This is a genomic window from Campylobacter sp. 1569 (assembly GCF_024723675.1).
Lineage (GTDB): Bacteria > Campylobacterota > Campylobacteria > Campylobacterales > Campylobacteraceae > Campylobacter_D > Campylobacter_D jejuni_C.
The window spans coordinates 56,778-76,903 of record NZ_JANQDB010000005.1; the positions used below are offsets into that span (position 1 = coordinate 56,778).

The 20,126-nt window shown below is 31.4% G+C and carries 20 protein-coding genes and 2 pseudogenes; 6 read left to right on the forward strand and 16 right to left on the reverse strand.

Annotated elements, in window-relative coordinates:
• Positions 1–84 precede the first annotated feature (84 nt).
• The 4 genes from surE to blaOXA are packed head-to-tail and all read left to right on the forward strand — an operon-like array spanning position 85 to position 2,701.
• Complete coding sequence (surE, locus tag CAMP5060_RS03665; protein ID WP_337217927.1) at positions 85–858, forward strand: 5'/3'-nucleotidase SurE; 774 nt, start codon at positions 85–87, stop codon at positions 856–858.
• Complete coding sequence (locus tag CAMP5060_RS03670; protein WP_087699690.1) at positions 851–1,504, forward strand: ThiF family adenylyltransferase; 654 nt, start codon at positions 851–853, stop codon at positions 1,502–1,504. The genes surE and CAMP5060_RS03670 overlap by 8 nt, the downstream gene beginning before the upstream one ends.
• Positions 1,488–1,937 (forward strand): GNAT family N-acetyltransferase, encoded by a 450-nt coding sequence (locus tag CAMP5060_RS03675; protein WP_214135792.1) that lies wholly within the window; start codon positions 1,488–1,490, stop codon positions 1,935–1,937. Before CAMP5060_RS03670 ends, CAMP5060_RS03675 begins: the two co-directional genes overlap by 17 nt.
• The gene (blaOXA, locus tag CAMP5060_RS03680) at positions 1,934–2,701 is read left to right on the forward strand and encodes an OXA-493 family class D beta-lactamase (RefSeq protein WP_337217928.1); all 768 of its coding nucleotides are present in this window, start codon (positions 1,934–1,936) and stop codon (positions 2,699–2,701) included. The genes CAMP5060_RS03675 and blaOXA overlap by 4 nt, the downstream gene beginning before the upstream one ends.
• On the opposite strand, the gene bioC is transcribed toward blaOXA, so the two are convergent.
• Genes bioC through CAMP5060_RS03695 form a run of 3 tightly spaced genes read right to left on the reverse strand, consistent with a single transcriptional unit; the run spans position 2,675 to position 5,105 of the window.
• Positions 2,675–3,373 (reverse strand): malonyl-ACP O-methyltransferase BioC, encoded by a 699-nt coding sequence (gene bioC, locus CAMP5060_RS03685; RefSeq protein WP_337217929.1) that lies wholly within the window; start codon positions 3,371–3,373, stop codon positions 2,675–2,677. The genes blaOXA and bioC overlap by 27 nt on opposite strands.
• Positions 3,358–3,984 (reverse strand): pimeloyl-ACP methyl esterase BioG family protein, encoded by a 627-nt coding sequence (locus tag CAMP5060_RS03690; protein ID WP_337217930.1) that lies wholly within the window; start codon positions 3,982–3,984, stop codon positions 3,358–3,360. The genes bioC and CAMP5060_RS03690 overlap by 16 nt, the downstream gene beginning before the upstream one ends.
• Positions 3,981–5,105, reverse strand: a complete 1,125-nt coding sequence (locus CAMP5060_RS03695) for an aminotransferase class I/II-fold pyridoxal phosphate-dependent enzyme (RefSeq protein ID WP_337217931.1) — start codon at positions 5,103–5,105, stop codon at positions 3,981–3,983. Before CAMP5060_RS03695 ends, CAMP5060_RS03690 begins: the two co-directional genes overlap by 4 nt.
• Before the next feature lie 130 nt (positions 5,106–5,235).
• Here CAMP5060_RS03695 and CAMP5060_RS03700 point away from each other — a divergent pair, with 130 nt between their 5' ends.
• Positions 5,236–6,504: an adenosylmethionine--8-amino-7-oxononanoate transaminase gene (locus CAMP5060_RS03700; RefSeq protein ID WP_214099986.1), complete on the forward strand. Its 1,269-nt coding sequence runs from the start codon at positions 5,236–5,238 to the stop codon at positions 6,502–6,504.
• Here the strand turns inward: CAMP5060_RS03700 and bioD are convergent.
• From bioD to CAMP5060_RS08305, 5 genes and pseudogenes are all read right to left on the reverse strand, one after another.
• Complete coding sequence (gene bioD / locus CAMP5060_RS03705; protein WP_261529770.1) at positions 6,478–7,050, reverse strand: dethiobiotin synthase; 573 nt, start codon at positions 7,048–7,050, stop codon at positions 6,478–6,480. The genes CAMP5060_RS03700 and bioD overlap by 27 nt on opposite strands.
• 7 nt (positions 7,051–7,057) lie before the next feature.
• Positions 7,058–7,372: a DMT family transporter gene (locus tag CAMP5060_RS03710; RefSeq protein WP_039619256.1), complete on the reverse strand. Its 315-nt coding sequence runs from the start codon at positions 7,370–7,372 to the stop codon at positions 7,058–7,060.
• Entirely contained in the window at positions 7,372–7,719 is a 348-nt protein-coding gene (locus tag CAMP5060_RS03715; RefSeq protein ID WP_214097655.1) for a DMT family transporter, read from the reverse strand. The genes CAMP5060_RS03710 and CAMP5060_RS03715 overlap by 1 nt, the downstream gene beginning before the upstream one ends.
• 63 nt (positions 7,720–7,782) lie before the next feature.
• A pseudogene (locus CAMP5060_RS08300) lies at positions 7,783–8,184 on the reverse strand (methyl-accepting chemotaxis protein); the annotation flags it as partial.
• Between the two features lie 936 nt (positions 8,185–9,120).
• Positions 9,121–9,777 (reverse strand): annotated as a pseudogene (locus CAMP5060_RS08305) (cache domain-containing protein); the annotation flags it as partial.
• Positions 9,778–9,962: 185 nt separating this feature from the next.
• Between CAMP5060_RS08305 and CAMP5060_RS03725 the strand changes: the two are divergent.
• The gene (locus tag CAMP5060_RS03725; protein WP_087699711.1) at positions 9,963–10,997 is read left to right on the forward strand and encodes an isoaspartyl peptidase/L-asparaginase family protein; all 1,035 of its coding nucleotides are present in this window, start codon (positions 9,963–9,965) and stop codon (positions 10,995–10,997) included.
• Here CAMP5060_RS03725 and CAMP5060_RS03730 read toward each other — a convergent pair.
• The 8 genes from CAMP5060_RS03730 to fabZ all read right to left on the reverse strand — a co-directional run bounded on the left by CAMP5060_RS03730 (position 10,994) and on the right by fabZ (position 20,060).
• Positions 10,994–11,416, reverse strand: a complete 423-nt coding sequence (locus tag CAMP5060_RS03730; protein WP_087699713.1) for a Sua5 YciO YrdC YwlC family protein — start codon at positions 11,414–11,416, stop codon at positions 10,994–10,996. The two genes, CAMP5060_RS03725 and CAMP5060_RS03730, sit on opposite strands and share 4 nt — an antisense overlap.
• A complete protein-coding gene (carB, locus tag CAMP5060_RS03735) occupies positions 11,413–14,676 on the reverse strand; it encodes a carbamoyl-phosphate synthase large subunit (RefSeq protein ID WP_337217932.1) in 3,264 nt (1,087 codons plus the stop codon). The genes CAMP5060_RS03730 and carB overlap by 4 nt, the downstream gene beginning before the upstream one ends.
• A 99-nt stretch (positions 14,677–14,775) precedes the next feature.
• Positions 14,776–15,747 (reverse strand): catalase, encoded by a 972-nt coding sequence (locus CAMP5060_RS03740; RefSeq protein WP_087699717.1) that lies wholly within the window; start codon positions 15,745–15,747, stop codon positions 14,776–14,778.
• Positions 15,748–15,836: 89 nt separating this feature from the next.
• Positions 15,837–16,577, reverse strand: coding sequence for a rod shape-determining protein MreC (gene mreC, locus CAMP5060_RS03745; RefSeq protein ID WP_087699719.1), 741 nt, complete (start codon positions 16,575–16,577; stop codon positions 15,837–15,839).
• A complete protein-coding gene (locus CAMP5060_RS03750; protein ID WP_012662095.1) occupies positions 16,567–17,604 on the reverse strand; it encodes a rod shape-determining protein in 1,038 nt (345 codons plus the stop codon). The genes mreC and CAMP5060_RS03750 overlap by 11 nt, the downstream gene beginning before the upstream one ends.
• A gap of 2 nt (positions 17,605–17,606) precedes the next feature.
• A complete protein-coding gene (gene clpX / locus CAMP5060_RS03755) occupies positions 17,607–18,836 on the reverse strand; it encodes an ATP-dependent Clp protease ATP-binding subunit ClpX (protein ID WP_087699720.1) in 1,230 nt (409 codons plus the stop codon).
• Positions 18,829–19,620: an acyl-ACP--UDP-N-acetylglucosamine O-acyltransferase gene (gene lpxA / locus CAMP5060_RS03760; RefSeq protein ID WP_337217951.1), complete on the reverse strand. Its 792-nt coding sequence runs from the start codon at positions 19,618–19,620 to the stop codon at positions 18,829–18,831. The genes clpX and lpxA overlap by 8 nt, the downstream gene beginning before the upstream one ends.
• Positions 19,620–20,060: a 3-hydroxyacyl-ACP dehydratase FabZ gene (fabZ, locus tag CAMP5060_RS03765; protein ID WP_039619275.1), complete on the reverse strand. Its 441-nt coding sequence runs from the start codon at positions 20,058–20,060 to the stop codon at positions 19,620–19,622. The genes lpxA and fabZ overlap by 1 nt, the downstream gene beginning before the upstream one ends.
• Between the last annotated feature and the right edge of the window lie 66 nt (positions 20,061–20,126).

Here is a 20,126-nt window from a genome sequence, read left to right on the forward strand (position 1 = left end):
TTTTAATATTTAAAAAATGAAAAAACAATTTAGCAATAAAAAATATTGTATTACTTGTGTTAAAATTTAAAAAAAGGAAAAAACATGAAAGAAATTTTAATAACAAACGATGATGGCTATGAAAGTGAAGGTTTAAAAAAGCTTATTAAAATGCTAAGAAAGTATTTTAAAGCTAAAATTACCATAGTAGCTCCTGCTAGTGAAAAATCAGCATGCTCACACTCTATAACACTAACCAAACCTTTAAGATTTCACAAGGTTGGTAAAAGATTTTACAAGCTTGATGATGGCACACCTGCAGATTGCGTTTATCTTGCTTTGCATGCTTTATATAAAAAGCGTTTGCCTGATCTTGTCATAAGTGGGATTAACAAAGGTGCCAATGTAGGTGAAGATATAACCTATTCAGGAACTTGCGCAGGTGCTATGGAAGCTGTACTTCATGGAATTCCTGCCATAGCTTTATCACAATTTTACAAAGATAGCCAAAAAGAGCTTGATTATAAACTTGCTTTAAAACTTACTAAAAAAATAGTCAAAAATATCTTTGAAAAGGGCTTTCCTTTAGATAAAAAAGAATTTTTAAATATCAACTTTCCTTCTAGCAAAACAGCCTTTCAAGGCTTAAAAATTTGTAAAGCAGGTAAAAGAATTTATAGTTATGAAGCACACTCAAATACAAATCCAAGAGGTGTAGAATACTACTGGCTAGCTGCTGCTAATCTTGATCATGAAAATGAAAAAGACTCAGACATAGCACTTTTAAAACAAGGTTATGCCACAATAACCCCTATAATGCTTGATCTAACAGCTTATAAACAAATGAAAAATCTCAAAAAATGGATGAAAAATGGATAGATACACGCGTATAAAATGGCTTGTTAATGAAGATAATTTTATTAAATTTCAAAATACCAAAGTTTTAGTTTGTGGTTTGGGTGGAGTTGGTGGAATTTGCATTGATGCGCTTTTTAGAAGTGGCTTTAGCAATCTAACCTTAATCGATGCGGATAAATTTGAAACTACTAATCAAAACCGCCAGCTTCATAGTGAAAATATAGGTGAAGAAAAAGCTAAGGTTTTTGAACGCATTTACAATGCCAAAGGTATAGTTAGTAAAATCGATGATGAGTTTTTGAAAAGTTTTGATCTAAGTGAGTTTGATTTAATCATTGATGCGATTGATGATATACCTGCTAAGGTTGCTTTGGCTAATTTGGTTGATTTGAAAAAACAAATTTTTATCTCATCAACCGGTGGAGCTAGAAAGCTTGATCCAACACGTATCAAAACGACAAGCATATTTAAAACTCACGGCGATGCCCTAGCTAAAAAATTCCGCTATGAGCTTAGAAAATCAGGCTTTAAAGGAGACTTTGATGTGGTATTTTCAGATGAAGAAGCTCATTGTAAAGATCTTGGCTCATTTATGGGTGTGACAGCCTCTTTTGGGCTTGCTTTAGCTTCTTTGGCTTTAAGGAAAGTGCTTGATAAGAAAGCTTGATATAAAAGACTTAGCTTCTTGTATCAAGCTTTTTAAGCAAAGCGTATCTACTCTTTGTAAAAATGATTATACAAAAGAGCAAATTCATGCATGGATTAATATAGACCAAAAAGCTTGGGAGGAAAAATTTCAAAATCAACTAGGCTTTGTTTATGAAGAAAAAGGCCAAATCATATCTTTTATAAATATAAATTTAGAAGAAAAAACACTCGATCTTTGCTTTACTCATGCAAGCTATACTCATCAAGGTTATGGCAAAGCTTTATTAGAATTTGCTCTTAAAAACTACCCTTATAGTGAAATTTATACTTTTGCTAGCCTTAGTGCTAAAAATTTCTTTTTAAAAGCAGGATTTAAAATCATCAAAGAAAACATTGCTATAAGAGATCAACAAGAATTAAAAAATTTCTTCATGAAAAAGGAAATAAATTGAAAAAAATACTTTTACTTTTTAGCCTTTTTTGCTCTTTTACTTTGGCAAATGAAAATTTAGAAAATCTTTTTAAAGATTACAATGAAAGTGGAGTTTTTATAGCTTATGATGGCAAGAATTATTATAGCAATGATTTTAAAAAAGCAAACAAACGCATTCTACCTGCCTCTACTTTTAAAATTTTCAACGCCCTAATCGCACTTAATGAAGGTATTGTGAAAAATACTAATGAGATTTTTTATCATTACAAAGGCGAAAAAGTATTTTCACCCTCTTGGAAAAATGACGCAAATTTAGCCCTAGCTATGCAAAGATCTCAAGTTCCTGCCTATAAAGAACTAGCTAGAAAAATAGGCTTGGAAAAAATGCAAAAAAACCTAAATAAACTCAACTATGGCAACCAAAAAATAAGTAAAATCGATGAATTTTGGCTTGATAATTCTTTGCAAATTAGTCCTAAAGAGCAATCCACTTTACTTTTTAAACTTGCAAATTTAGCACTAGATTATCCTAAAAATATACAAAAAGAAATTATAAATATAATAAAACTTAGTGAAAATGATCATTATGAGTTTTTTGCAAAAACAGGCTGGGGAAAAGAAAAATACGGACAAATCGTAGGTTTTATAAAAGACAAAAAAACTCATCAAATTTATGCTTTTGCTTTATGTATGGATATAAGTGATTTTAATAAACTTTATCTAAGAGAAGAATTAGCAAAAAAATATCTATCAAATTTAATAAACTTGACACATAAAAAATAAAGGATGATAAGTCAAGGTATTTTGAAATTCTTTTTCATAGTTTTTTAAAAATGCCTTGCTTATGAAAAATTTTTCACTCAAAGCATTTACCCCGCTTAATTTCAAATGCCTAAAAAGCTCTAAAGTGTGATCAAATTTTAACTCTTTTAATTCTTCTTTTGCCTTTATGATCTTAAATTTTTTAGAAAGCTTTTGTGTAATTTGCTCTAAAGTTAAATATTCAAGTGATAAATTAGTGCTTTGCTTTATTTGAGTGAAATTTTTTTCTCCAAAAGTAGAAAAAAGCAAAATCCCATTTTTATTTAGCATGCTTGCAAGATTTTCTAAAAGCTCATCTATCTTTAGCCACTGCATACAAGCATTTGAAACTATAAGATCAAATTTTTTCGTATAAAAATGATGATTTTTAAGCTCATTCATATCAAAAACACCAAATTCATCAAACTTACAAGGATTTTCAAAAGGATAAATGTCATTTAAAAAATAATGCTTAAATTTAATACACTCTTGCAAAGTCTTACTAAAAACCCCTACCCCACAGCCAAACTCAAATACCGCTTTAAAATCGCTCAAATCATTTTCACTAAGCATTTTACAAAGCTCTTTAGCCATGTCTTTTTGCACAGGTGTATTTGCACTATAAGTGTCTTTTGCTCTTATGAAAGTTTGCAAAGTGCTTCCCAAGTGTGGTATTTAAAAAATGCAAAATGTGGCTCATCGATAAACATTGCCTTTTCTTTGAAAAAATTTAAAACATGCTTTGGTGGAAAGATTTTATCCTCTTTACTGATTATGGCTTTATCCCAAGTGAAATTTTCATTTAAGTTTTTAGTGCAAAACTCATATAAGCTTAAAAGTTCTGCTTTTAAATGCTCGTTTTTTTCAAAGTAAAATTCATCACTTAAACTCATTCTTTTTTCAAGCAAATTTGCTTTAAAATCCTCTAAAGCAAACCTTTTCATCGTAAGTTTAAAAATGGCTTTTTTAATCCCAAATTCATCATCTATAGGTAAATTTGTGCCATTTATGGCTATTTTTTTATCAAATTTTATATCTTTTAAAATTTTACTCGCTACACAAACTCCCATAGAAAAGCCAACAAGAGTGATTTTTTCAAATTTATGAAGATTAATTTCCCAATCAAAACTCGTATAATCATACACCATTAAAACATTTACATCACTTTTTAAATGTGAAAAATGGCTAAAATGTGAGCAAAATCCTGAAAAAAATAAAATTAACTCACATGAATTTGCATTTTCATGTAAAAAATGAGTTTTCAAAGTACCTCCAAAACCTTTTCTAAGTCTTTTTTCACTAAACCAGCATGCAAAGAAAAGCGAATTCTAGCTGTATTTTTAGCCACGGTTGGCTCTTTAATAGCAGGTGCAAAAATACCATTTTCTAAAAGCTTTTGTGAAATTTCACTAGCTAGTGCATTTTGTCCTAAAATAAAAGATATCACATAAGCCTCACCTAAAACTGCACCTTTACTTGCTAAAGCATTTTTAAACCAAGCACTTAACTCTAAAAGCTTTTTTCTTTGAGCATTAAATTCATGCAAATGCTTAAAAACATGCAAAGTCCAAGCTACATTGATAGGTGCAATAGCAGTTGAGTATATAAAGGCTCTTGCTTTGTTGATAAAAAAATCTTTTTCATCACTTATCATGCAAGCTCCCATGGAAGCTATGGCCTTACCAAAGGTAAAAACTAAAAAATCCACTTCCTTTTCCAAGCCCAAAAATTTCACATAACCCAAACCATCATCACTAAAACACCCTATGCTATGGGCTTCGTCAATGTAAATTTTGATATTTTTAAACTCTTTTTTTAGGCTTACAAAATCTTTTATAGGTGCAAAATCCCCATCCATGCTAAATAGCGCTTCACTTATGATGATGATATTTTCAAATTCTTTATAATGTTTTTGCACTAAGCTTTGCAAATGCTTTATATCATTGTGTTTAAATCTTATAAATTTAGCCCCGCCAAGCCTTAAACCATCGATAATACTTGCATGTACTTGCTTATCTGCTAAAAACAAAGTATTTTTAATGCTTGCTAAAGCTTGCAAACAGCTAACATTTAAAGCATAGCCATTGTTAAAATGTAAGATTTTTCTGCCTAACTTAGCTTCTAAAAAGCTTTCAAATTCATCAAAAATCGCATAATTTCCACTCAAGCTTCTTGAACTTGAACTAGAAAATTCAAATTCTTTTAAATGCGTTAAAAAATCTTGCTTTAATGCTTTTTCATTGCTTAAATTTAAATAATCATTGCTCGCTAAATTTAGCAATTTTTGCTCATTATAAATAACATATTTTCCCTCATGTTTTAATGAGCGTAGAATTCTAAAATTATCTTGTTGTTTTAATGCATCTAAAATTTGTGCAATTTGCATACTCAACCTATTGTTATACTATTTAAATATTCAATTATACAAAAAATGTTAAAAGAAGTGATTGCTATTTTTAAGATAACACATAAACTTAATTGTAGTATCATTAGTAATAAAAATCAAAGAAGTAAAAATGAATTTAAAAGAACTAGATTTAAAACACATTTGGCACCCTTGCACGCAAATGAGCGATCATGAGTTTTTACCTTTAATACCTATAAAAAAGGCTAAGGGAGTATATTTGTATGATTTTGATGAAAAATCTTACATAGACTGCATTAGCTCTTGGTGGGTGAATATCTTTGGCCATTGTAATGAATACATCAATAAAAAAATCAAAGATCAACTTCAAAATTTAGAGCATGTCTTGCTTGCAGGCTTTTCACATGAGCCTATCATAAAGCTTTCACAAAGGCTTTGCAAGCTTTTACCTTTTGATAAATGCTTTTTTGCAGACAATGGTAGTTCAGCCATAGAAGTGGCTTTAAAAATGAGTTTTCAATACCACTTAAACAATGGCTCTAAAAAGGATAAATTCTTATCACTTAGCAATTCTTACCATGGTGAAACCTTAGGCGCATTAAGCGTTGGTGATGTAGCACTTTATAAAAAAACCTATGAGCCTTTACTTTTAAAAAGTATCACAACGCCTGTTCCAACAAGCAAAGACTATACAAAAGAACTTGAAATTTTAGAAAGCATTTTAAAAAATCATCATCATGAAATTTGTGCTTTTATACTTGAGCCTTTACTTCAATGTGCAGGTAATATGCATATGTATGAGCTTGGGTATTTAGATGAGGCGGTTAAACTTGTTAAAGATTATAGTGTGCAAGTGATATTTGATGAGATAGCCACAGGTTTTGGACGCACGGGAGAGATGTTTGCGCTAGATTATTGCTCACAAAGTATTGATTATATATGCCTTTCTAAAGGTATCACGGGTGGGTATTTACCACTTTCAGTGGTGCTTACTAAAGATGAAATTTATGAGAAATTTTATGATAGCTATGAGAGCCAAAAGGCCTTTTTACATTCTCACTCTTACACAGGCAATGCCCTAGCTTGTGCGGCAGCTAATGCGACTTTGGATATTTTTGAAAAAGAAAATATCATCACAAAAAATAAAATCAAAAGTGCTTTTATAAAAACTCAATGGGAGAGTTTAAAAGAATTTGACTTTTTAGGAAATTTTAGAAATTTAGGCATGGTAGGTGCATTTGACATACAAAAAAGCAAATATCAAAGAGCAGGACTTGAAGTCTTTCAAAGAGCCTTAGAAAAAGGATTGCTTTTAAGACCGCTTGGAAATACAATTTATTTCATGCCACCATATGTTATAAATGAAGATGAGATTGCTTATGTAGTGCAGTCTTTAAGAGAGATTTTCAAGGATTTTTGAAAGTTTTTCGCACACTTTATCATCAAATTCTATGATAGGAATTTTAGCATAATTACTTATAAAATCCTTGCTAAAAGCATCTTGGATTTTTAAGATTAAAGCAAGGATTTTAATATCTCTTTGTTTTAGTGCTTCTATACTTAAAAGCGTGTGATTGATACTTCCTAGATAGTCTTTTGCAACTAAAATCGTAGGGTGCTTAAACGCACTCATATAATCAATCATTGTTTTTTCATCATCAAGGGGCGAAAAAAGCCCACCAGCTAACTCGATAATGAGTTTTTCACTTTGTGGAATTTGTATATCAAAAGCTTTATAGCTTAAATTTTCTAAAATCCTACCTTTATGTGGTGAAGCAGGGGTTTGCAAAAACACACCTTCTTTGAAAATCTTAGTTTTTGGGCTAAATTGAGCTACTACCTCACTATCTTTTGGCATACCTGCTTGGATAAGCTTAAAATAATCAAAACCTAATTCTTTACAAATTCTAGCACTTAGATAAGTTTTACCAACATCTGTGTCTATACCACTAATGTATATTTTCATTTTAAACCTATGAAAGTATTTTTAAACCCACGGTGCAAGCAATGATAAGAGCAATCAAAAAAAGCTTTAAAAAGCTTTTGCTTTCTTTATAAAAAAGCACCCCTATGATAACTCCACCTGCAGTTCCAGCTCCTGTCCATATAGAATAAGCCACACTCATAGCAATGCTTTGCATGCTAAGACTTAAAAATCCAAACGAAAAACCAAAACATACTATCAAAGCTAAAAGATAAAGCTTATTTTTAGTGCTTACAAGTTGCTTCATAATAATCACACCAAAAATTTCAAAAGCGGTCGCTAAAAATAAAAAAAACCATTCCATTACTTAGCTTCCTTGCTAATGATTTTAAGGCCTATGATACTTAAAAGCAAAATGGCTATTAAAGTAAGCTTGACAATAGAACTTGGCTCATTGAAAATAAACATCTCATTAAGCACCACTCCAACCGTGCCAATACCTACAAAAACACTATAAGCAATACTTACTTCAAGTCTTTCACAAGCTTTTAAAAAACATGTAAAAGATATACACACCCCAATGGCTGTTAAAGCATAATGCCAAATTTCAGTTGAGTATTTTAAGCCACTCACCCAAAAACACTCAACCAAACCACCTAAAATCACCATAAACCAACCAAAATTAGAGCTTATTTTTGTTCTTTCTATCATAATCTACCTTTTTTCAAAAGCGCAAATTATAGCTAAATTTACAAAACAATAAGCTCTATAAAATTAAATTTTCTTACTTTCTACCTCTTTTAATATAGATTGAGATATGTTTCCTACAGCTTTGGTAGCTTCATTTGTGAAATTAGCAATTTCTACATTTTCCTTTGTAACATCTTCTAAATTAACTATAGCATCATTAATTTGAGTAATACTCTGTGTTTGCTCTTGCATTGATATAGAAACATCATTAACACTTTGAACTAAAATATTAACATTGGCTTCTATCTCCCCTAAGCTTTTCTCTGTTTTTTCAGCTAAATGACGTACCTCATCTGCCACCACCGCAAAACCTCTGCCATGTTCACCCGCACGTGCAGCTTCAATAGCTGCATTTAAAGCTAGCAAATTAGTTTGATCTGCTATATCTTTAATCACATTCACAATTTCTTTGATATTATCAGCTTGTGTTACTACTTCTTTTGTTTTATCCCCCACATTTTGCATGGAAATATTGATCTGATCTACCGCGTGTATTGATTTTTCAAGTGATTGAGATTGAGAGTGTGTCCCATCTACTAATTTTTGCATAGATTCTTCTAGTTTTACACTTTGCAAAGTTAGTTCTTTTGCAAAAGTAGAGGAAGAAATAAGCATTTTTTTAATTTCATCACCTAAAACATTTGTTGTAATTTCTACATTACCTTTTGCATTCTGAACCTGTGTTGAAAAGTCTAATGCCTTATAACTTTCAAGCACTCTATCAAGCTCATTGATGTTAGATCCTACTTTTTCTTCTAAAACTTTTAGCATTTCATTTAGAATATTTTTCAATTCAATAAGTTGTGGATTTACTGGGTTTTTTTCAATTCTAACAGATAAATCTCCTAATTCTATTTTCTTAACTTTTTGCACACTTTCCATCACTGCTTCTTGATCTTTGTGTAAATTACTTTGAGTATTTGCAATACTTTCGCTAATTTCACGTGCTATAATTGAAAATTCATCATTTCCTTTAAGATTAATCTTTATAGAATCCATTTGTTTTTTATAATTTAAACTATCAAAAAAACTCTCTAATGTATTTTTAATAATAATAATCTTTTTAAGAAAATAATCTACCATTCCTCCTAAAATAGCAATAATAATCAACACAAACATTATTCCAAAAACAATTTGTGTTATCAAAAGCTTATTGAAAATATTGTCATAATCTTTCAATGAATTTGCAGAACACAACATCATTCCATTTGTAGTGTTTAAACATACAGCTACACGTTTATCATTTTTCAATGTATATTCAATCAAATTTGTTGGTTCATTAGGTGTTAGTCTTGCTACTTCTATAAACATTTTAATAGCATTTGCTATTTCGGTTTCTTTGTTAATATCAATATATCCTGAAGAATGTGCTATTAAATTTCCTTTATCATTTATTAAAAATACACTATTACTTGGTGTTATTTTTAACCCCTCAAAAGCCTTTCGCATATCATCAAGAAAAATTTCACCTGCCAATACCCCTAAGAATTTTCCATTTATCTCTATAGGAGCTGTTATAGATACAACCATTTTTTTAGTCACAACATCCACAAATGGATCTGAAATATTAATTTTTTTAGTATCTTTTGTAAGTTTATACCAATCCCTTGTTCTAGCATCAAATCCATCTTTTTCTTGATTTAAAAAGAAATGCTTTCCTTTAGAATTAATATCCACATCAATTAAACTTCCATCCTTTTCATACCCAACATAAATAGCCGTAAAAGAGTATAAAGTAAAAACATGCTCTAAAAAACCAGCGATATAATCTTCACTCAAATCTTTATTGGAAGTAATACTTTGAGTTATTTTTTCTATATCTTCTTTCTTAGAATTAAAATAAAGCTCGGTAAAACTTCTACCATTTTTGACACTTTCTTGTTTTCCATGTGTAATACTTTGTAAAATATCTCTTTTAGAAGAATAATAATTTAACCCCACAAAAACCCCAAAACCTATACACAAAATCAAAGCAGTATATATAGAAATTCTTCTTGCAATAATTGTTTTAAATATCATTTTACCTCCAATTTAACATAGTTATGTCTATTGTAATATAACTATATAAAATATTATCTTTATATTAAATATTTTACAGAAAATATAAATTATTTGTTTTGTTTTTTCACATTTATTATTTTAAATTAATTTTTATTTAATATATATTTAATATAATACATAGCTTACAAAAAAAGGAGATAAATATGAAATTTTTAGCAGGTAGCAAAAAAGCTTTATTAGTATTAGCTAGTTTAGCATTTTTAACAAGCAATAATACTTTTGCAAAAGATTTTGAGCCTATTATCGTTATACACGGTGGGACAAGTGGCTTAGGACTTACTAAAGAAGAATTTACCAAAAGAGAAAAGGTAATGAAAGAATCTTTAAAAGCGGGTCAAAGCATACTTGAAAAAGGAGGAAGCTCGGTTGATGCAGTTATAGCTGCCATTAAAGTAATGGAAGATAGTCCTGAATTTAATGCTGGAAAAGGCGCTGTTTTTACTTCTGATGGATTTAATGAACTTGATGCATCTTTAATGGATGGAAAAAATTTAAAAGCAGGTGCAGTTGCTATGGCTAGGACGATTAAAAATCCTATAGAAGCAGCAAGACTTGTTATGGAAAAAACACCTCATACTTTAATAGCGGGAGAGGGAGCAGATAAATTAGCCAAAAAACATGGCTTAGAAATAGTAGGACAAAAATACTTCTTTACAGAACACAGATACAAACAACTTCAAGAAGCTAAAAAAAGCAAGGAGGTTTTATTAGATAGTGACAAAGCCAAAGCTCATCTTGGTGTAAGCACTGAGCCATATTTAGGCACAGTAGGTGCAATAGCTTTAGACAAAAATGGCAACCTAGCAGCAGGTACAAGCACAGGTGGCACTACAAATAAAATGACAGGACGCATTGGGGATTCTCCTATCATAGGGGCAGGAAATTATGCAAATAATGACTCAGTAGCAATTTCTTGCACAGGGACAGGTGATATTTACATAAGAGTAGCTGCAGCTCATGAAGTTGCATCTTTGTATAAATACAAAAAACTTTCAGTGCAAAAAGCAGCTGAAGAAACTATCAAACAAGTTGCAAAACTTGGTGGCACAGGTGGAATCATCTCTATAGATAAAAATGGAAAAGTTGGTTATGCTTGGACTAAAGATAAACTTGGAATGTATCATGGACAAGCAAAAATCGGCGAAGAGCCAAAAGTATTTTGGCCGCTTGGAAATTAACGCAGTTTAACTTTTTTAACGCCTCGAAGTTTAAAAATCTTTGAGGCTCCACTTTCAAAAAACTTTTCATCTACTATTTTATCTGCATTTTGCATAGCCCAATTTAGATCAAATTTTTTTCCATGAAGATTTGCAGAAGTAGAATAAAGCCAATCAAACTCTTTTAAAAATTCCTCATGAGCACAATCTTTTACAACGCGTATTGCTTTAGAATTAGGATATAAAAAAGTAGTTTTTTTGGATTTTCTAATAGTATTTTTAAAATGATTTGGTACTCTTGTAAGTTTTTTAAGCTCACCAAATTTAGCTGTGGTAATCAAACAATCTTGGCTTAAAGGCCTTTTTTTTAAAGTATTAAGGGCTTTTAAGTCCTTGCTTAAAAACCCTGCTGTTGTATCAGTTTGAGCAAGATAAATCATGCTTTTAAGTATTCTTGTAAACTCTTTACTTCAAGACACGATTTATTTTGTATAGCTTTAATCGCTTTAGCACCTGCATACGCTGCTCTTAGGTTTGTAAAATACGGAGTTTTAAAGCGTAAAATATTTGCTCTAATTTTTTTAGTATCACCTCTAAAACTATGCTCATCGCTAGTATTAATAGCAAGTTGAATTTGAGAATTTTTTAACTTATCCTCTACATTTGGACGTCCTTCAGAAATTTTATGCACAAACTCACACTCCAAACCTGCTTCTTGTAAAATTTTATAAGTTCCACTTGTAGCAATGATTTTAAAACCTAGCTTAATGTATTCATTAGCTAAATCTACTGCATATTTTTTATCTTGCTCTCTTAATGATAAAAACACATTACCACTTTCTGGTAAGAAATTTGAAGAAGCAAGTTGGCTTTTTGCATAAGAGTTTTCAAAGTCTTTACTTACCCCCATAACCTCACCGGTTGAGCGCATTTCAGGCCCAAGCTCAAGGTCACTTCCACTAAGCTTGGCAAAAGGAAATACCACTGATTTTACGCTAATGTGTTTTGGTTTTTTAGCTCTTAAAATTCCATTTTTTTCCTCTACCACTTTAAAGGTATCATAAAATTTCAAACTTTCTCTTAAATTTCCTTGCCACATCACGCGGGTTGCAACCTTAGCTAAAGGAATTCCTGTAGCTTTACTCACAAAAGGCACGGTTCTACTAGCTCTTGGGTTTACTTCTATCATATAAAGTTTATTATCATGAATGGCAAATTGTATATTTAAAAGCCCTACTACACCTAAATTTAAAGCAATATCTTTTGTTTTTTGCTCAATCATTTCAAGCATAGCTTCATCAATATTTACAGCAGGCAAAGAGCAAGCACTATCGCCTGAGTGAATTCCTGCTTCTTCAATATGCTCCATAATGCCTGCTACATAAACTTCTTTTCCATCACTTATCGCATCTACATCAAGCTCAGTTGCATTGTCTAAGAATTGATCAATTAATACCGGAGATTTATCACTCACATCTACTGCTTCTTGCATATAAAGTCTAAGCTCGCTCTCATCATGCACCACACGCATTGCACGGCCACCCAAAACATAGCTTGGTCTAACAAGCACAGGATAGCCTATTTCATTTGCTTTTATAATGGCTTCTTCTACACTTATGGCTGTACCGTTTTTAGGTTGATTTATACCTAGATCTTCAATAAATTTAGCAAATTTCTTTCTATCTTCAGCTAAATCTATCACCCTTGCACTTGTTCCTATGATCTTTGCTCCAAAAGCACTAAGGCGTTTTGCAAATTTAAGCGGAGTTTGACCACCAAAATGCACTATCACTCCATCTGGTCTTTCTCTATCAATAACCGCTCTTAAATGCTCAAAATCAATCGGCTCAAAGTATAAAATATCACTTGTATCATAATCTGTTGAAACCGTTTCTGGATTACAATTATACATTATAGTTTTTACACCCATATCTTTTAGAGCAAAAGAAGCATGAACGCAAGCATAATCAAACTCAATGCCTTGTCCTATGCGGTTTGGTCCACCACCTATAATCATCACTTTTTTATCTTTTTTATCTTTACTTTCTTTTACTTGTGTAGCTTCATTTGCATTAATACTTGAGTATAAATACGGAGTCAATGCTTCAAATTCGCCTGCACAAGTATCTACTTCACTATATTGAGCGATGATTTTATGCTTAATTCTTGCATAATAAATATCATTTTGGCTTAACTCAAGATTATCTTTTTGATTAATTAAGCTAGCGATTTTTTTATCTGAAAAACCTAAGGTTTTAGCTTTTCTTAATAGTTGCTTATTACTTAAAATATCCATATCTATTTGATTTTCAAATTCTACTATTTCTTTGATTTGATTTAAAAACCAAGGGTCTATTTTGCAAAGCTCAAAAAGCTCTTGTGTGCTAAAACCTTCTCTAAAAGCTTGTGCTATATAAAGCAAGCGTTTTTCATTAGCTTGGCGGATTTTTGCTAAAAGCTCATTTTTATCACATTCTATAGTATCAAACCCACTTAAATTTCTCTCAAGTGAGCAAAGTGCTTTTTGAATGCTTTCTTTAAAAGTTCTCCCTATAGCCATAACCTCACCCACGCTTTTCATAGCAGTGCCAAGCTCTGTGCTTGCATTTGGGAATTTTTCAAAAGTAAAACGAGGAATTTTAGTTACGATATAATCAATTACCGGTTCAAATGAAGCAGGAGTTCCTGTGATATCATTTTTAATCTCATCTAAACTAAATCCAACTGCTAAAAGTGTAGCTACCTTAGCTATAGGATAGCCCGTAGCTTTACTAGCTAGGGCTGAAGATCTTGAAACCCTAGGATTCATTTCAATAACTATCATTCTACCATTAGTTGGATTGATAGCAAATTGCACATTTGATCCACCTGTATCTACTCCAATTTCTCTTAAAATAGCAAAAGAAGCATTACGCATCGCTTGGTATTCTTTATCAGTAAGTGTTAAAGCAGGAGCTATAGTAATAGAATCGCCTGTATGAACCCCCATAGGATCAACATTTTCAATAGAGCAAACGATAATACAATTATCATTTTTATCTCTGATAACCTCCATTTCGTATTCTTTCCAACCAAGCAAGCTTTCTTCGATTAAAATTTCATGGATAGGGCTTAGCGCTAAAGCAGTATTTGCAAGTTCTGCAAACTCATCCATATTATACACCACGCCACTTCCTGCACCACCTAAGGTAAAAGAAGCTCTAATCATCAAAGGAAAACCAATCTCATCAACAGCTTTTAAAGCTTCTTCATAATTATACGCATACATAGATTTTGGCAAATCCATACCAATTTTTTTCATACATTCTTTAAAAACTTGTCTATCTTCGCCTTTTTTTATCGCTTCAGGGTTTGCACCTAAAAATTTTACATCTGCAAGCTCACCACTTTCATAAACTTCCATAGCAACATTCAAAGCAACTTGACCACCCATAGTAGGTAAAATCGCATCGATTTTTTCTTTTTTGATAATACTTAGAATACTTTCTTTGGTAATTGGTTCTATGTAAGTTGCATCAGCAAATTCAGGATCTGTCATAATCGTAGCTGGATTAGAATTAATCAAAACTACTCTATAACCTAGCTCTTTTAAGGTTTTTGCTGCTTGAGTTCCTGAGTAATCAAACTCACAAGCTTGACCTATAACGATAGGCCCACTGCCTATTAATAATATATTTTTTATATCTGTTCTTTTTGGCATGTATTTTCCTAAGCTGAATTTTTAGCCAAATTATAACAAATATAAGTTTTTTAGAAGTTGAATTTAACAAAGAATTTAGCTCTTAAAGAGCTAAAAAATTTATTGACGCTTACCAAAAGTTATAGCATAAGCTTCATTTCTTATATCAAATAAAGGATCTTGTGGTGGATTAACCCCTTGAGGTACATCCGAAGGAAAATATACATCAAAATTACAATCTTCATCGCTCAAGGCATTAACCTTAAAAGTCCCAACTAGACTTTCTTTGTGCTTACCACTCCATAAAGCCGTTGTTTCATTGGTAATATCATTTTTATTTGCATATACTAAATACATTTTATATTCCACCGGTTTATTAGCCTTTATGCGATTTTGAAAATCTTCTTTTAAAAAATCACTACTTGCACTTTTCATTTGTGCTTCATTTAAATATGCCACACCTTCACTTGGAACTAATTTCCATCTTGCTGGTAAATAGTTTTCTCTATCTGCTTGTTTAAAATAAAAAGTATGAATACTAAAAAATGGAGTATTTGCTACACTTTTACTAATACCAATTTTATCAGTATATGCAGCAAAATTTCTATAAGAATCAACTTCTTGTATCATTTTGCTTATTTTTTCTTGATCGACTTTACCATTTACAGGAAGTCTCATTTCAAAAAACTGACCGAATTCTTTAGGATTTTTTGCGAAATTTATTTCTGTATTTAGCATAACCATAGTCCAAGAAGCAGAATCTTTAGGATCAGTAATTCTAATAGCCATGCCTCTTGTTTTGCTTTTATCATCTTTAAAAGCCCCGCCTAAAGAATATCTTACTTGGATTGGTAAGCTTTTGTGTGTTAATAAAGGTACATCAACTTCTTTATTGATAGACAAATCTGGCTCAAAAGTTCCCATAGCACAAAAGCCCTTTGCATGATTAACTTTTGATTTTGGATTTTTAGGATCTGCATTAAGTTGATAAAAAATATCTGCTATTTTTTGTGCATCATATTCTACTTCATTTGCATAAATAGCACCACTTAAACAGCAAATAGCCAAACAACTGCTAATATATTTTTTCATTAAAGCTCCTAGTTTCAAACTTAGAAGCTATTGTAATATTTAATTATAAATAATAATTTATATCAATTAAAATAAATAATTTTTTACTATTAATTTTCTACCATATAAAAATAACTTGGTGTTTTCATTTTAACATAAGGTTTAACATAAGCATTTTGATAAGCACCCTCTTCTTCTATTTTAAAAATTTCTCCCACTGGAATTCCTGAAAAGAAAATCTCATCTAAGCCACTTGTATAAACCTTATCACCCATTTTAAGCTCAAGCCATTTAGGGATATATTTAACTAAAACATAATCATTTCTTCCATAAGCTATACCTGGTGCTTGCTCTTTACCTATGTAAACAGAAAAAATACATTCCTCATCACCTTGCAAAAGACCCAAAGCTCTGCCATTTTTTTCTATAACTATACCTGCTGTATAGCCATTATAAATTAAACCTTTGATTTTTCCTTTATAGTCAACATCAAGCCAAACCTTATGATAATCACTAATTTGAGCATAAGAAGTTGCCTTAACTATGCTCACACTAGGATAATAAAAACTTGAGTTTTTATCGCTTAAAATGTTATTTAGCTCATTAGCAAAGTTTTTCATGTAGATATTGTTTTTCTCAAGCTCGGCATTTCTTTCTCTTAAAGTTCTAATTTCTTCAGCTTGATTAAAATGTTCGTTGAATTTATTTTTTAAAAGATCAATACTTTGAGAAAATTGATTAACAATAGCAATATTTAAATCTAAAACATTTCGTTTTATTACATCTCCATAATAAAACGAAATAAATACTAAAAAAGATAATATTAAAACGCTAAGAATTTTACTCTTCATTCGTTAGCTGGTGTAATAATGAAATTTCTTCTAAAGCTTTACCCGTACCTTTTGCAACTGCTAAAAGTGGCTCATCAGCTACATATACTGGAAGTTTTACAATTTCAGATAAATATTTATCAAGCCCACGTATTAAAGCTCCACCTCCTGTTAAAACAACACCATTTTCAACAATATCTGCCGCAAGATCAGGTGGCATCATTTCAAGAACGATTTTTAAAGCATCAGCGATTTCTTTTAAATGCTCACGCATAGCCTCTCTTACATCTTCACTTGTTAGTTCAATTCTATTTAACAATCCTGTTACTTGATCACGCCCTTTAACCACCATAGAAAGCTCTTTTGGGAGCTGAACTGCTGAGCCTATTGCGATTTTAATCTCCTCGCCCGTTCTTTCACCTATGACAAGGTTGTATTTTTCTTTTACATAATTTACTATGCTAGTATCAAGCTTATCGCCAGCTGTGCGAATTGATTTTGATATTACAAGTCCACCTAAAGAAGTAACGCCAATTTCAGTTGTGCCACCGCCAATATCTACCACCAAGCTCCCTTGAGGCTCTCTAATTGGTAAATTTGCACCAATAGCTGCTGCCATAGGTTCTTCTATCAAAAATACTTCTCTAGCACCCGCACTCAAAGCACTTTCTCTAACTGCTTTTCTTTCTACTTGGGTTAATCCATAAGGAACTGAAATGATAATTCTAGGTCTTAAAAAAGATTTTCTTCTATGAGTTTTTTCTATAAAATAACGGATCATTTTTTCAGTCATATCAAAATCAGCAATCACACCATCTTTCATAGGACGGATTGCTTCGATATTACCTGGGGTTTTTCCTACCATTTCCTTAGCTTCTTTTCCAACAGCTAAAATTTTAACCCTACCATATCTTTCACGCTCTACTGCAACAACTGAAGGTTCATCAATCACTATACCTTTATCTTTTACCAAAACTAAAGTATTTGCAGTACCTAAGTCAATCCCCATATCACTTGAAAAAAATCCAATTATTTGATCTAAAATCATTCTCAGCCTTTAACTTTTTTATTTTTTATAAATAAAGGTTTTGCACCTTCTTTGATCACTTCTTTAGTAATTACTATGCTATATCCATTATACTCTGGCAAATCAAACATCAAATCTACCATCATCTCTTCAATAATACTTCTTAAACCTCTAGCCCCTGTTTTACGCTCTAATGAAAGCTTAGCAATCTCTCTTAGTGCTTCATCTTCAAATTTTAATTCCACATTATCAATAGCAAAAAGTTTTTGATATTGTTTAATAATGGCATTTTTTGGCTCTGTCAAAATACGCACCATGCTTTCTTCATCAAGCTCTTCTAAAGAAGCAAGCACATGTAATCTTCCTATAAGCTCAGGAATAAGCCCAAAATGCACCAAATCATCAGGCTCTAGCCTTTGAAGCAAGGCTTCTTTTTCATCTTTTTTATCATCAGTAAAAAATCCCATGACATTATCGCCTAGTTTTCTTTTAATAATATCACCAATACCATCAAAAGCCCCACCACACACAAATAAAATATTAGTTGTATCTATTTGTATAAAGTCTTGATTTGGATGTTTTCTACCGCCTTTTGGTGGGATATTTACCAAAGATCCTTCAATGATTTTAAGTAAAGCTTGCTGCACGCCCTCACCACTCACATCTCTTGTAATAGAGCGATTTTCGCCCATTCTTGCAATTTTATCTATCTCATCGATAAATATAATCCCTTTTTGTGCTCTTTGTACATCTCCATCAGCAGCTTGCAAAAGACGAGTAAGAATATTTTCAACATCTTCTCCTACATAACCTGCTTCAGTTAAAGAAGTCGCATCGCAAATTGCAATAGGCACATCTAAAAATCTAGCTAAAGTCTGCGCTAGTAAAGTTTTTCCACTTCCTGTTGGACCTACTAATAAAATATTTGATTTTGCTAATTCTGTATCATCATCTTCTAAGTCAGATCTAAAAAGCCTTTTGTAGTGATTATACACCCCTACACTAAAGATTTTTTTAGCTCTATCTTGTCCGATGACATATTTATCTAAATATGCTTTTAATTCTTTAGGAGTTATGTCTTTAAAATTTTCTTTATCAACTTCTTTATTTTTTAGCTCTTTTTCCTCTCCAAAGAAAATATTGCAAGCGCTTTCAGCACAATACTCACATATAAAGGCATTATTATAATCATTTACTAAAATTCTTCTTTCACTTGTTTCTATTTCATTGCAAAAACTACATCTTTTAACCATGGTTCTTTTCCTTATATATAGGAATTCCTCTTTTTGTTTCTAAGATAAAATTACACATTTTTTTAACATTTTCACTAGAAGTACTTTCTAATAAATTTAAAGCATTATCTTTTAGATTTCCTTGTCTGAATAAAAATTTAAAAGCCTTGCTTAAAACATCTACTTCTTCTTTGTCAAAACGTCTTCTAATCCCTACTAAATTTAAACTTCTAATACTTGCACGATTTCCCTCAGCTAAACAAAATGGCACCACATCTTGAGAAAGCGCACTAGCACCTGCTATCATACACCCCTCGCCTACTTTTACAAATTGATGTATTGGAGTAAGCCCACCTACTACGGTATAATCTCCAAGTTCTACATGACCTGCTAAAGTAGCATTGTTTGCTAAGATGATATGATTTCCTAAAATACAATCATGTGCAATATGAGAATAAGCCATGATAAAAGCATTATCACCTATTCTTGTAAATCCATCGCCCTTAGCTGTACCTGAATTAATAGTAACAAATTCTCTAATAACCGCATTTTTTCCTATGATAACGCCTGAGTTTATCTCATCTTTATAAGATATATCTTGTGGGATATCTCCAACTATGGCATAAGAAAACACTTTAGAATTCTCACCTATAGTTACATTGGGTAAAATTCTTGCACCTTGTTTGATGATAGTATTTGCACCTATATTGGCATTTTTACCAACATAAGCATAAGCTTCTACTACAACATCATCTGCTATAATAGCTCCATCTTCTATAACTGCACTTGGATGAATTTTGCTCATCATTTATCTACTATCATAGCTTTAAGTTCAGCTTCTGCTACTAATTGTCCATCTACAAAAGCTTTTCCTTGAAAGATCCACATATTTCCGCGATTTTTCACCACACTCATTTCATAATCAAGTCTATCGCCTGGACGCACTGGATTCCTAAATTTAGCATTATCAATACCTGTAAAATATACTACTTTAGTGCTTGGATCTACTTTATCATCCATACTTTCAAACGCTAAAACCCCTCCAGTTTGCGCCATACCTTCTAAAATTAACACACCTGGATAAATTGGATGATCTGGAAAATGCCCCATAAAAACATGATCGCTTATACTAATATTTTTATAACCTCTAACAACTTCTTTGTTTTTTAATTCTACGATTTTATCTACAAGTAAAAATGGATACCTATGTGGTAAAATTTTTTGAATTTGCATTACATCTATCATAAATTTAGCCTTAAAATATATTCAAAATTCAGATTTTACAAAAAAAATATTAATAAATTAATTAAG